A 13,285-nucleotide genomic window follows, 5' to 3' on the forward strand; every position below is an offset into this window, starting at 1 on the left:
TTATCCTTTTCAAACTCCTAACTTTGGCATAAAATGAAACCAAGATAAAAGAAAACATGGCTCAAGAAATCATAAGTCCCCAAGAGTTACACCAATTTGACAACCTCGAACTGCTTGCCAAGCAGGTAGTAGAAGGGTTTATCATTGGTCTGCACAAAAGCCCTTTTCATGGATTTTCGGTGGAATTTGCCGAACACCGATTGTACAATGCAGGTGATTCCATCAAAAACATAGATTGGAAAGTGTATGGTCGTACCGATAAATTGTTTATCAAACGATTTGAAGAAGAAACCAACCTTCGGTGTCGGATTGTATTGGATGCTTCTTCCTCTATGTATTTTCCAGAGGATGCAGGAATTGGTGACAATCCCAAAATCAACAAATTGAAGTTCTCGGCCTTGGGTGCTTCTGCTTTGATGTATATGTTGAAGAAACAACGAGATGCCGTAGGCTTGAGTATTTTTTCGGATGAAATTGATTTTCATACCAAAGCAAAGTCTACGACCGTTCACCAACGCCTTCTCACTGCTCAACTGCAAAACTTGCTTGATAATCCAAAACGCAATAAGGCTACTGCCGCTGCAAAATGTTTGCACCAAATTGCAGACAACATTCACAAGCGTTCTTTGGTCATTATTTTCAGCGATATGTTTGAAAATGCAGAAAATTCTGAGGAAATTTTTTCAGCATTACAGCATTTGAAGTACAGCAAACATGAGGTAATCTTGTTTCACGTAGTGGACAAAAAAAAGGAATTAGATTTTGAATTTGAAAATCGTCCCTACGTTTTTATTGACATCGAAACAGGGGAGGAGGTGAAACTTCAACCGAATCAGGTCAAAGATTTTTACCAAGAGCAAATGAAAAAGTTCCTCACCGAATTGAAGCTCAAATGTGGTCAGTTCAGTATTGACTTTGTAGAGGCTGATATCAATCAGGACTTTCGACAGATATTATTGCCCTATTTGGTAAAACGAAGCAAGATGCGGATTTAAAATAGTAGTCAATACACAATATCTTTGTACTCATTGCCGTTGGAGTGGCGTATAGTAAATTGGAGAACAACAGAACCTTCCATTGTGCTTTGAGTGTACGGTAGATAATCTAATAATAAAAATTGAGGTTTTAATGGTTTTTGAAGACTTCCGAGGCGGGGATACCTGCTTTGGGAGTTTTTTTTTATTTTTTTTTGAAAAAGATAGGGGGATAGCTTTTGTCGTGCATCTTACCAGTGAATACAGCTATTAGTCTTAGGTTTTAAACACAATTTTACTATGAACGCAGAAGCAGCATTTCTTTCTAGGGACAGTATCTACAATTTTAAGGAACTACTGACAGATTCTTTCACGGGTGTTCACGCACCAACTATTCAAAAAGTAGAAAAGGGAACTTTCATTTATTTGCCCAATAAATTAACGACCAATTTATACATCGTCAAATCTGGACGTGTAAAAATTGGAGCCTTCAGCGATGGAGGTAAGGAATTTATCAAATTGGTATTGAGTGATGGTGAACTATTCGGCGAGTTATTGCTTTCGGGAAAAGACCACCGCAATGAATATGCACAAGCAATGGAAGATACCTATCTTTATGTGATTCCAATTCGACATGTAAAAGACAAAGTACGAAGTAATTGGGAACTCAATATGCAATTGACGCAGCTAATGGCTGACCGATTAATATTGATGCAACAACGATTGGAACGCCAAGTTTTCAAAGATACCAAAACCCGAGTCATTGCATTTATGCTTGATTTGGTCGAAAAACGAGGTAAAAGAGTGGGTTTTGAGTGGTTGATATTCAAGTTTTTTACCCATCAGGAAATTGCCTGTATGACAGGTACTTCTCGTCAAACGGTCACTTCAATTATCAATGAACTCAAAGGTGAGAATCTGATTTACTGCAATAAAAGACGTTTGTTGGTAAGAGATATTGACAAACTGAATGGAATGGTGAACTAAAAATAAAATCCCGATTTAGACTTTCAATAGTTCGTGCAATTTTTAATGAACACAGAGGCACGGAGGCACAGAGTTTTGGTTATCAAATAATTAGCAAAATAAAACTTATTCTCTAAACTGTTGATAATTAAATTGTTGTAATTTTTGCACGAACTATTGACTTTCGTAGTTTCATTTAAAAATGTATCATAAGGAAGAAAATCAACTTTCTATCAAACAGAAAACTACAAAAGCCTTCATACCATTCTTTTAGTTGAATTACATATATAATAAGTGTGGTGAGTTTTGAGAACTCCCACACTTTTTTTTGTGTTTTTTTGAAAAAATGCAGCTCTCCAATAGTGGTCTGTTTTGATAAAGTTTGTCTATTGATTAGTAAAAACATAAAACATCCTACAATGACCACTAAAAAGTTATTTTTGTTCTTATTGCTTTGTTCTGTAACACTTTGGTATGCTTGTGAAAAAGATCCGACAGAACCCACTCCAATTGACCCCGAACCCACTTCAAGTTGGGAATTGGTTCAACAAAAAATCTTTCAGCCCAATTGTGTTACTTGTCACAGCGCAGGCTCGACCTTCGCCAAACAATCCGACCTCGTACTGACTGCTGACATTGGATATGAACAACTTATCAATCGAACCCCCAAAAATGAAGCAGCCGCAGCCGATGGTTTGGTATTGGTGAACACAGAAGGAGTAGCGGGTTTGCCGTGGAGTTTTTTGTGGGAAAAAATCAATGCGCCCGATCAAGCGCATTTTTACGATGACCATCCCGAATATGGCAGCATCATGCCCTTAGGTTTGCCCGCTTTGACCAATGGCGAATTGGAGTATATTAGAAGATGGATAACCGAAGGCGCACCCAAAGAAGGCTTTGTAGTAGATGAATCTGTGTTGGAAAATACCGATCGTTATGAGCCGCCCACAGAAGCCTTTCAAGCCTTGAATCCACCTATATCCGGCTACCAATTTCACCTCCAACCCTTTGAAGTTGTACCCAATTTTGAGAGAGAACTATTCTACTACGAACCTCTGAACAATGCGGAAGATATTTACATCTCAAAAGTAGAAATGAACATGCGGCAAGGTACACACCACTTTATATTATACACCTATCCTCCAAATTATCCCACACCACAACCACAAGTCATTCGAGATGTGCGAAATCCAAATGGAACCTACAATTATGATGTATTGCAGCAGATGAACGACCAAATCTTTGTGTTTGGCACTCAAATTCCTTTCACCGACTATGATTTTCCAGAAGGTGTTGCGCTGAGAGTTCCTGCAAACAGTGGTTTCGACCTCAATTCGCACTATGTCAATCGAGGCAGCAATTCTTTTGACGGCGAAATATATGTGAACGTGCATACCGTTCCCCGTTCACAAGTGACACACGTTGCAGAAAATCTCTTTTTGAGTTACGAAAATTTTGTTTTGCCTCCCCAAAAACAAACAACTATTGAATCGAATTACACCTTCAATGACAAACGTTATGTTTTTCAATTGTGGTCACACGCCCACAAACATTTGACCGAGTTCAAAATCTACATCAAAGGTGGTGAAAGGGATGGTGAATTGGTCTATTACACCAATGATTGGGAGCATCCTCCATTGCTGCAAATCAATCCGCCATTGGAGTTAGAAGCAGGTCAGGGTTTGCGTGGAGAAGCAACTTACAACAATACAACTGACAATAGTCTTCGATTTGGTCTGTTGAGCGAAGATGAAATGATGATTATTTTTGGAGCGTATTATACGGATTAAAAAGACAATGGTAAAATAGTAAAATAGAAAAATGGAAAACCGAAATTTTAGAAATTTCGGTTTTCTTTTTTAGACATAGATAATACACAAGACTTCATAACACATTAACACACTACACATTAACGCCCCAACACGTCAATATGACCACAAATTGTGTTCGATCTCCATTATTTCCTGTTTGATGCGTTCCGATTCCATCAAAGCATCTTTCCCCACTGCATAGTCTTTGATGCGGCGGTCAAAAATATTGGATTCTTTCACAATGTTGCTCACAAACATTCTGGCCTCCAAAATATCGTCCCACGTTAATCGCATCCCATCATTCAAGCGATTGTAAGTTTCTACATTCACCAAATATTTGCGAAAGCTGGGATAATAAGCCCAAAACAAGGTGCGTTGCCCTCGAAGTTCACCATTGTCGTCCACCACATTCACCACAGGCGCAATGCCCAATATACGAATGTGCATCCGAGAAGTGTTTTCATCAAAAATCCAGTCTTCTTTGAAACGGAAAGTTTCAACCGTTTGCCAATTAAACTCATTTGTTACAATCTCCGTATATTCTTGGTAAGTGTAAGGGTCGATTACCAGAATCGTATCGGTCAAACCCAGCGATTTTTTGACCTCCAAAATGGGAATAGGCGTTTTGAAGTCTTCATCTGCAAAGATGTAGGCATCCTCTTTTTGGGCTGCAATGTCCATCAACACATTGACAAACGGGTCTCTGGAGTCTGCAAAAATTTGATTCATTTTTTGGTGAACATTCACTTCTCGCCAAATTCGTTTCTGCCAAAAAACATCTGCTTCCCTAATATTGGGGTAAGGCAGTGGCTTTCGGTCTTTGGCAATGTGACGCACATAAGCACCATCTATTACCTTGTTTTGCGGGATGTTAGCTTTAGGAGTTTCGGATTTCTCTTCTGTGTAAGATTCTTTTTGCTTGGGTTTGGTATCAGCCACTTTTTGCAGTGGATGGAGTTCTACCAATCCTGTTGAATATTCGGTTTCGGTGGTAAAGGTGAAATTATCAGGATTTTGCGCCGAAAGAATAGAAGCACCAAACCCTAGCAGTGACAGCAGCAACAGTGGACTTTTCATGTTTTCTGTGATTTTGGGTGAACAAGTAAATCGAAAGTTCAATCTAAATAAATTCCGATTTCAGAATGTAAAGTTTGCTGCCATAGAAATTATTGAAGGAAAAATTGGGAGTTTGAAAATAAAATGGGTTTTGATTATCTTGTGGAATGTGGTAAAACTAATACCGTGTAACAGAAACTAATCACTACTTAGGTTTTCTTAACGCCTTCAAAAACAGCTTTATTGCATGGAAAAACTATCAGCCAGCACTTACTTGACCAGAGAAGAACGAAAAATGCTGATGCAAAAAAACGATTTGCAGGCAGCTATTGAAGTGATTGTAAATTGGTTGTGGATTGTTGCAGCCTTCGCTTTGGTCTATTTTTTCCCAAATATTTTGACCATTCTCATTGCACTATTCATTTTGGGCGGCAAACAGTTGGCGTGTGCCATTTTGATGCACGATGCTTCTCACCATGCCGTTTTCACCCATCCCAAAGTCAATGATTTTGTCGGCAAATGGTTTGGAGCTTATCCCGTTTTTCAGGATATGCTGAAATACCGCCCCTATCACTACCGACATCACGTCACCACAGGTACAGACGACGACCCCGATTTGCTGCTCACACGAGGATATCCAACGAGTCGAGCCAGTATGTTCCGCAAATTCACCAGAGATTTGACGGGTATCACAGGCATCAAAACACACATTGGTCTATTGATGCTGCACCTTGAATACCTACAATATGGCAAGGATGGTAAACTCGAAAAAGTATCTCAGAAAAACCGTACTTGGGGGGCTTTCTTCCGCACCTTGCTGCAAAATTTGGGTGGGGCAATCTTCACCAATGCTTTGATATGGGGAATTTGTTGGTTAATCGGTGCTCCTTATTTGTATTTACTTTGGATAGGAGCGATGTTGACTACTTTTCAATTTAGCCTGCGGGTTCGGTCTATGGCAGAACATTCGATGGTTGAAGATTCCGAAGATCCGATTCGCAATACCCGCACGACTTATGCCAATTGGCTGGAGCGTATGTTGTTTGCACCCTACCATGTCAATTTTCACCTCGAACACCACATGCTCATGGCAGTTCCGCCTTACAATTTGCCGAAAATGCACGAGTTATTGAAGGAAAGGGGGTTTTATGAAAAGGGATTGTTGGAAAAGGGATATTGGAGGATATTGAGGATGGCGGTAAAAGAAGGGTGATTTTTCAAAGCTTGTTTTGTTTTAGAAAATCATCTAAGTCTATGTCTGGTTCTTTTGTTTTGGAAGCCCTCAAGATATTTTGCTTACACATTTCAAAAGCAGTAGGAAAACGGTCTATCAAAAAATCTTCCCAACTATTGATACCTCTTTGAATGAAATCTAATTTTTCAGCCAAGTAATCTCTTCGGATATTGTAAAAATGGTTGATACCCAATGTTTCTATCATTGTTTCGACACGCTGAAAATCTTCTTTGCTTAGTGTTTTTTTTGGGCGATAAACGTGTTCTTCTTCATCGTAATCAAGAAGTTCAAAAGGGTCATAATCTTCTCTATCTGGTTTCAATATCTTGTCAATCGATTTGCTACCTTTTACGTTTTGATTGATGTGAGGGTGAACAACAAACAAATTATCCCAAAGCCAATCTTTTATGCCTTCTTTGTCTTTTTTCTTTGCCTTCAATTTTTCATCAAAATGCTCCAAATCTCCTTCTATACCTCTTTTAGGTCTTGAAGAAGCATATTTTCCTTCTTTCCATTTTGTGGCTTCATAATGAATGGAATCACACAAGCGTCTTTCAGTATAAGCACACAAACCATCTTGACAATGAAACAATTGCATGACAACATCTGCGTAACGTTTTGTTGAAGTATCAATTTTAGGATGTTTCTTATTCTTAGCTTCTAAGCCTTCTTCCCATTTTTTATATCTTATAGAAAGGGAACATTTTTTGTCAATTTTCCTCATTTTAATGACCGTTTAAAGATGTCCAGTCCAATAATTGCCCCGCTTTTTTGTAGGCTTCAATGGTTTTTTGGGTTTCGGGTGTTGGATTAAGCAGTTTTCCTTCATCCTTCAATGTAGTCAGTTGATTCTTCAAAATGGAAAACTCCATCAATTTTTTGGCTCTAAAAGAAGTGTTCCCTTCTTCCTCCAAATCAAATACTTTGGTCAAAATCGAATCCCACCGCAAATACCGAGGATCTAAAAAATAATCATCTATATGTGTTCCTTCTCCCGTATAATACTTTTCTCGATAGACCTTCCCTTTTTCATCAAACTTCAATTCCACAATTTCCCACGGTTCAAAAGAGGAGGCGATAAGCGGAGAATGGGTCGCAAAAAAGAACTGCGTTTCGTTTTCTTCCTTTTTATTCAAGGACAGATAAAAAGGAACGATTTGAGTTTGCATATCAGGATAAAGAGAGTTTTCGGGTTGATCCATCAATACAATCGTATCTTTTTGCAGCAAATAATAAAGCGGAAAAGCGGTATAGAGAATCTGTTTAGTGCCTGTACTCAAATCTTGGTAGGGAATTGTTTTTCCCTCCTTCAATAGCTGAATTTGAATGGTATTGAGTTCTTCAACGCTGTCAATTTCTGTTTTGGTAGCCAAGTGAAGTTTGTTGAGCAATTTGTCCAAACATTCATCTGCCAATTTTTTTAGAGGGTTTGGGTTCTCTGCTCTCCAATGTTCCATTGCAGATTTGATATCAACAGATTCTTTTTCAGCACGTTTGGTGAGTGCTATTCGAAAATCAACTTCTAAATTTCGGTGTTTGTTGATGATATTTAGGTGATTCCTCCATAAAGCAGCAGCAGTATCTTGATTAAATTCAAAGTAGAAAAAGTGAGACATGAGTTGAAAAAGAGTATCTGTTTTTTTTCTTTCTTCAACACTCGTAAATTGTATTTCCTCAAAATCTTTGACATTTGTAAGGTTTTCAGGAAAATACAATAGTTGTTTTGTTATTTGTGGGTTTTTAGGCTTATATCTTGATTTATTGTTTTCATCTTCTTTTCGATTCCCAATCTTATAGTTAGGTACTCCTATTCCATTAGAAAGGTATTGTATGCAACTTACTTTTACATGCTCATTTTCACCAAAATTTATTTTAGGTATTGCATTAGTAACTGTGGGAACAGTATTATAAAGAGAAGATAAAATACCTTCTCTCAATATTTTCAACAAAGTAGTTTTCCCCGTCCCACTCTGCCCAATAATGCAAACCTTATCCAATGCCCTACCCGCTTTTGTAGGATGATCTTTAGGATAAGTCAAATTCAGTTTTAAATCTTCAAACTGACGAAAATTTTTGATATGAATTTCGCTAATCTTCATTTTTGCTTTGGTTGATAGATACAGATAAACGTATGTAAGTTAAATGAAAAAATGGTAAACGTTTTCATCCGACTGCTTTTTTTTTGACCAAAAAAGCAATCTCTCAGCCCTAAATCCCTTTCTTCCTCCCCACCCCATGCCAAAACGGAGCCTTCTCCGAAAACCGAATATCCTCCAAACCAGCCGCTTCCATCATCATTTGAATTTCTGCTTGAGAATAGCGTTTTTCCAAAGGCGTACCAAAACGATCTAAAGCATCGTTGCGGATGATGTAAAAACTTTTGTCGCAATAATAGGAGAGGGGCAACATAGGAACAAGCCGTTTCACTATCGGAATCTTGGATAAAACCCGACCCAAACCCACAAAAGGCATATACAACGCCACCGCCAACACATCACAAACCACTGCTTTCAAAGCAAAAGGCAAACGGCTCACCACTTGCCGCAAAAGATTGGAAGCCTTGAAAATCAGGCGATACGTTGCGCCACGGTTGTCCAAACTGTAATACAAATAGGTCAAAAAATACCCATTTGGTTTCACCTTATCCACACACTTCTTCAATGCCTCTGCCGTATTCGGAAGATGGTGCAAAACCCCCAAGCAAAAAGCAAAGTCAAAACTGCCGTCTGCAAAAGGAATTTCGTCAATACCCGCCTGCGTCACCCGTACATTCTCCGCTTCCTTCAACAATTCTGCCGCCACCAAAACCGCTTCACTCGGATCAATCGCCTCCACAAATCCCGCCCGACTGCTCACATATTTTGACCAACGCCCACTCCCACAACCAATGTCCAACACCCTCGAATCCTTGTTCAACATTGCTTCGTTCACCACATCAAAATATTCCTCTCCAATGCGCTCCAATTCAGCCGCTTCAAATTGGTGAAAACGCTGCCATTCCTCACCAAAAGAATCAATCGTTTGGTCATCAGCGAATTGCTGTTCTTCTTTTTCCTTCAAAAAAGAAGCAATGGATTTGGACGCTGACCGAATGAAATGTTTGGGTTTGTTAGTGTATGGAATCATTTGGAAATTAAAATGAAAATGAAACTTTTTGGTACAAGGCAGCATATTTATCCACCGCCTTCTGCAAATCGTAATACGCAAAAGCCTTTTCTCGAATTGCAGCAGCATCGTATTTTTTCCGCTTCAAATCTACCAAGATCCTTGCTGCCGCTTCCTTCAATGTTTGCTCTTCAAAATCACCTATTGCAATCCCACCTTCCATATCCACAATAATTTGCCCAACATCACCCACACCCGAATTGCAGACCACAGGAATTCCCATGGCGAACAACTCACCCAATTTGGTCGGAGAACTCGAAATTTTGGAATACAAAGGTCTGATAAAAAATACACTAAAATCTGAAGCCGAAAGAAAATGCGCCACTTCTTGTCGTTTCGCAAACACCACTTTGAAGTCACTGGGCTTCAAACCGTACTTTGCAGCCGCTTCAAAAATGGTTTCGGGTTTTTCAGGGGTCACAAACAAAAACAAAGCATTGGAGTATTGCTCTTTTAACAAACTGAAAAACAACAACATTTCGTTGAGCATATACCAAGTGCCAATCGAACCCAAATAAGAAACCACCAATTGATTTCCGTTTATCTGCAAATCTTTCCGAGCCTTCACCCTTCCTTCCTCCGTCGCTAATGGAAACACTTCAAAATCAGCACTGCAAGGAATCACTTCAATCGGTACTTTGGGATTGTAGGCCTCCCAAACCATCATTTCATCCTTACCCGCTTCCGTCAAAATCACCACAGCATCACTGTTTTGCAGATAAGCAGCCTCCTTCTTTTTGTATTGGCGATATGCAAAACGGTAAAAAGGATGCTTCAAATCCCACAAACCACCATCCACCCGTTCATCTACCCAAAACCCCCGCATATCAAACAAAAACTTCACCCCAAACCGCTGCTTCAAATACCATCCAATATCTGCACTCACATAACTTCTGCAATGCGTCATATCAAAATTCTGCTGTCTGTGTAGCAGAGTCGCTTTTCGGCGAAGCTGAAAAATATCCCAGTATTTGGCGAGAATTGGAGGCGAAGCAGTATAAAAAATGGGCTGCCAATCAATGTGATGCGCCTCCAAATAGCTGCGAATGTCCGCCCCATATTTTTCAAAACGTTCCTTTTTTTCGCAACTCAAAAGGGTGAATTGATATCCTCTTTGCTGCAAACCAACAATATAGGGAATGACCTGCGACTGTCCTAAAGGATCGGTCATGCCATCGTAGGAGATATAGAGTACTTTTAGTGTCATATATCCGCAAAAATAGGCTTATTTTTTAAGTTTGGGGCGAAAATAAGATTTCCAAATCAAGACTTCAATTGTATGGATGAAGAAAAAAAGGTATTTTGCTAAATACAATAAACATGGCTAAACTGTAGAGAATGATGGGCAAACTACTATCGATAGTTTTGATGGCATTGAGTATAAATGCCTTAGGGGTGATTCATCAAGTTGGATCTACCAAAAACTATGTTTCGCCAAATGCACTCTATTTGGCCAATGTTATTCAAGACGGGGATACCATTGAAGTAGATGCCGAAACCTATATAGGTTCAGCAGCGTTGGCGGTTTGGCAAAACAACGAACTCTTAATCAAAGGAGTAGGAGGAATGCCACATTTAATCTCAAATGGAAGTTATATTTGGGGAAAAGGAATTTGGGTGTTGGTAGGGAATGATATTACCGTTGAACACATCGAATTTTCGGAAGCCGCTGTGCCTGACCAAAATGGTGCAGGAATCCGACTCGATGGAATAGGCTTGACAGTTCGGCATTGTTATTTTCATGACAACGAAAATGGTATTTTAACCTCCAATCCTTATGATGGAGACATCTTGATTGAGTTTTCTGAATTTTCCAACAATGGCTATGGAGATGGTTTTAGCCATAATTTATACATTGGACACGTCAATAAACTGACCTTTCGCTTCAATTATTCTCACCATGCCAAAATCGGACACAATCTAAAATCAAGAGCTAATGAGAATTACATTCTTTACAACCGTATTATGGACGAAGAAACGGGCAATTCGAGTCGGTTGATAGATTTGCCGAATGGAGGTTTTGCCATTCTTTTAGGAAACTTGTTGATGCAGGGTCAAAATGCAGAAAACAACAATTTGGTGGGGTATGGAAAAGAGGGGCTGTCAAATACTGCGCCGCATGAATTGTATATGGCAAATAATACACTCTTGAACAAAAGAACTACCTCTTGTATCTTCTTGGACATCAACAATGAGACAAGCAATATGGAGATTTTTAACAATATTTTTGCAGGTACAGGAACTACTATCAATGGCGTATCAGCAAATCTTATGAATGGGAATGTTATCGAAGCCAATGTTTCTATGCTGGAATTTGTGGATGAACCTAATTTTGATTACCGCCTTAGAACAAACTCTCCTGCAATAGATTATGGTGTAATGACAAATCCTGTTAATGGCCTTTCACTTATTCCAGACCTGATTTATGAACACCCAACCAATTTCATGCATCGAAATACTGTAAATAACATAGACGCAGGAGCTTATGAGTTTAATGGAGTTGTATCTATTGAAGATACCACACCCAATATTTTCGCCATCTATCCCAATCCAACCAAAGGCATATTGAAGTTCAATATGGAGAGAAACTTTATCAAACAGATTGTAGTTTACAATATTTTAGGAGAAATGATGACTTCTACCTTCTATTCCAATGAATTGGACATAAGTTTTTTCGCCAAAGGAGTTTATTTTGTGGTCATTGAAGGAAGGCAAGGGGAAAATTACCATTGGCAGTTGGTGAAAGAATAGGTTTGTAATTTTTACAAAAAACAATTATTCCTACACAAGTTTTGGCAACAGTTGACGTGAGCAAAAACTCGCCTATTGAACATTCAGACTTGTCGAAATACCTAAAAGATTCGGCGAGGTTTGAAACGGTCAAATCTCAAAAAAGCCCCTCTCTATCCCAAAAACCAACCTCTACTCCCAAAACAAAAATCCTCCCCAACAATTCCATTTCCTCCAATTCCTTCTGCCACAACTCCAAACGCACGGCATCCTTTTCAGTAGTCAAAATAATGGCATGTTCATATTTTGCTGCCAATGCTTCAAATTTTGTCCTAATCTGCTCCAAATCCGCCACCGAAAAATCATGATGATCGTCAAAAAACAGAGTCTCTAATTTATCTTCCCCATCCGTAGCCCACGAATTCATTTTAGGGAGAGCCAAAACATATTCCACAACTCGTTCAGGTTTTGCAATTCCACAGACCACCAAAACCGCATCAACTTTCTTTCTCTTCCAGTTCAATTTGACCGATTTATCCACAAAAGCGTAGGGCTGTTGGTATTTCAAAAAGGAAAAGGTGAGTTTTTGATGAGGCAGAGGATAAATAGCAGCAATGATTTCGAGTTTTTCAAGAGCATTCAAACGTTTAGGACACTTCGTTACCACAATCATATCAGCCCGTTGATATCCCCTCTGAAACTCCCGTAAACTACCCATTGGCAACACATAATCCTCCGTAAAAAGGTGATTAAAATCGGTCAATAAAATCAGTGTATCTACTGCAATCGCACGGTGTTGAAAAACATCGTCCAACACAATCACTTCAATATCAGGCTTCAATTGCAGCAATTTACGAACTGCCTTCACCCGTTTTTCACCTACCGCCACTTCAACACCATCTTTTGCAAATTTTCGATACATCTGCATCGGTTCATCCCCAATCTCCAAAGCCGTAGATTTTGCATCCGCCAAGACAAAGCCCTTTGTTTTTCGTTTATAACCCCGACTAACCACCGCCACATTATAAGTATCCTTCAACTGCCGCACCAAATACTCCACATGAGGCGTTTTACCCGTTCCGCCACTACTTAGATTCCCCACACCTATCAACCGAACTCCTTCGAAAGATGTTGATTTCAATATATTCCAGTCATAGAGTTTATTTCTTAACCAACCTATTACACCATACAGAAAAGTAATTGGGAATAACAACCAACGAAATACACTTATTTTTTCCATTAGCATTATGATTTTTTGCTATAAATAGACACATAAAACTTGTTGTGTCATATTTTGGTAAGAATTTTGCATACCATAAGATAGGAATTTTGTCAGCAAAACTTTGACA

11 protein-coding genes are annotated in these 13,285 nt (G+C 39.1%); 5 read left to right on the plus strand and 6 right to left on the minus strand.

Going from position 1 to position 13,285, the window contains the following annotated elements; translation table 11 throughout:
* Positions 1-56: 56 nt before the first annotated feature.
* From R3E32_28405 to R3E32_28415, 3 genes are all read left to right on the plus strand, one after another.
* Positions 57-995 carry a DUF58 domain-containing protein gene (locus R3E32_28405; protein ID MEZ4888681.1) on the plus strand — a complete coding sequence of 313 codons (939 nt, stop codon included), beginning with the start codon at positions 57-59 and terminating at the stop codon, positions 993-995.
* A 279-nt stretch (positions 996-1,274) separates the two neighbouring features.
* Positions 1,275-1,961, plus strand: a complete 687-nt coding sequence (locus R3E32_28410; protein ID MEZ4888682.1) for a Crp/Fnr family transcriptional regulator — start codon at positions 1,275-1,277, stop codon at positions 1,959-1,961.
* 398 nt (positions 1,962-2,359) lie between these two features.
* Positions 2,360-3,730 (plus strand): hypothetical protein, encoded by a 1,371-nt coding sequence (locus R3E32_28415; protein MEZ4888683.1) that lies wholly within the window; start codon positions 2,360-2,362, stop codon positions 3,728-3,730.
* Between the two features lie 135 nt (positions 3,731-3,865).
* Here the strand turns inward: R3E32_28415 and gldN are convergent, their stop codons facing one another.
* Complete coding sequence (gene gldN, locus R3E32_28420; GenBank protein MEZ4888684.1) at positions 3,866-4,828, minus strand: gliding motility protein GldN; 963 nt, start codon at positions 4,826-4,828, stop codon at positions 3,866-3,868.
* A gap of 226 nt (positions 4,829-5,054) precedes the next feature.
* On the opposite strand from gldN, the gene R3E32_28425 reads away from it, so the two are divergent.
* Positions 5,055-6,020 (plus strand): fatty acid desaturase family protein, encoded by a 966-nt coding sequence (locus R3E32_28425; protein ID MEZ4888685.1) that lies wholly within the window; start codon positions 5,055-5,057, stop codon positions 6,018-6,020.
* A gap of 4 nt (positions 6,021-6,024) precedes the next feature.
* Here R3E32_28425 and R3E32_28430 read toward each other — a convergent pair whose 3' ends face one another.
* From R3E32_28430 to R3E32_28445, 4 genes are all read right to left on the minus strand, one after another.
* On the minus strand, positions 6,025-6,765 hold the full coding sequence (locus tag R3E32_28430) for a hypothetical protein (protein ID MEZ4888686.1): 741 nt from the start codon (positions 6,763-6,765) through the stop codon (positions 6,025-6,027).
* 1 nt (position 6,766) lies between these two features.
* Positions 6,767-8,140, minus strand: a complete 1,374-nt coding sequence (locus R3E32_28435) for an AAA family ATPase (GenBank protein MEZ4888687.1) — start codon at positions 8,138-8,140, stop codon at positions 6,767-6,769.
* A 109-nt stretch (positions 8,141-8,249) separates the two neighbouring features.
* Positions 8,250-9,167 (minus strand): class I SAM-dependent methyltransferase, encoded by a 918-nt coding sequence (locus R3E32_28440; GenBank protein MEZ4888688.1) that lies wholly within the window; start codon positions 9,165-9,167, stop codon positions 8,250-8,252.
* Between the two features lie 7 nt (positions 9,168-9,174).
* Positions 9,175-10,413, minus strand: coding sequence for a glycosyltransferase (locus tag R3E32_28445; protein MEZ4888689.1), 1,239 nt, complete (start codon positions 10,411-10,413; stop codon positions 9,175-9,177).
* A gap of 134 nt (positions 10,414-10,547) precedes the next feature.
* Here R3E32_28445 and R3E32_28450 point away from each other — a divergent pair, with 134 nt between their 5' ends.
* A complete protein-coding gene (locus R3E32_28450; protein MEZ4888690.1) occupies positions 10,548-11,957 on the plus strand; it encodes a T9SS type A sorting domain-containing protein in 1,410 nt (469 codons plus the stop codon).
* Positions 11,958-12,093: 136 nt separating this feature from the next.
* On the opposite strand, the gene lpxK is transcribed toward R3E32_28450, so the two are convergent.
* Positions 12,094-13,176, minus strand: a complete 1,083-nt coding sequence (gene lpxK / locus R3E32_28455; protein MEZ4888691.1) for a tetraacyldisaccharide 4'-kinase — start codon at positions 13,174-13,176, stop codon at positions 12,094-12,096.
* Between the last annotated feature and the right edge of the window lie 109 nt (positions 13,177-13,285).

Source organism: Chitinophagales bacterium (assembly GCA_041392475.1).
In the GTDB taxonomy this organism is placed as follows: Bacteria; Bacteroidota; Bacteroidia; order Chitinophagales; family UBA2359; genus JAUHXA01.

What these genes read in the sequence shown, in the direction of transcription:
- R3E32_28405 (MEZ4888681.1), top strand. Translation starts at nt 57, where the DNA reads ATGGCTCAAGAAATCATAAGTCCCCAAGAGTTACACCAATTTGACAAC.
- R3E32_28410 (MEZ4888682.1), top strand. Translation starts at nt 1,275, where the DNA reads ATGAACGCAGAAGCAGCATTTCTTTCTAGGGACAGTATCTACAATTTT.
- R3E32_28415 (MEZ4888683.1), top strand. Translation starts at nt 2,360, where the DNA reads ATGACCACTAAAAAGTTATTTTTGTTCTTATTGCTTTGTTCTGTAACA.
- gldN (MEZ4888684.1), bottom strand. Translation starts at nt 4,828, where the DNA reads ATGAAAAGTCCACTGTTGCTGCTGTCACTGCTAGGGTTTGGTGCTTCT.
- R3E32_28425 (MEZ4888685.1), top strand. Translation starts at nt 5,055, where the DNA reads ATGGAAAAACTATCAGCCAGCACTTACTTGACCAGAGAAGAACGAAAA.
- R3E32_28430 (MEZ4888686.1), bottom strand. Translation starts at nt 6,765, where the DNA reads ATGAGGAAAATTGACAAAAAATGTTCCCTTTCTATAAGATATAAAAAA.
- R3E32_28435 (MEZ4888687.1), bottom strand. Translation starts at nt 8,140, where the DNA reads ATGAAGATTAGCGAAATTCATATCAAAAATTTTCGTCAGTTTGAAGAT.
- R3E32_28440 (MEZ4888688.1), bottom strand. Translation starts at nt 9,167, where the DNA reads ATGATTCCATACACTAACAAACCCAAACATTTCATTCGGTCAGCGTCC.
- R3E32_28445 (MEZ4888689.1), bottom strand. Translation starts at nt 10,413, where the DNA reads ATGACACTAAAAGTACTCTATATCTCCTACGATGGCATGACCGATCCT.
- R3E32_28450 (MEZ4888690.1), top strand. Translation starts at nt 10,548, where the DNA reads ATGGGCAAACTACTATCGATAGTTTTGATGGCATTGAGTATAAATGCC.
- lpxK (MEZ4888691.1), bottom strand. Translation starts at nt 13,176, where the DNA reads ATGGAAAAAATAAGTGTATTTCGTTGGTTGTTATTCCCAATTACTTTT.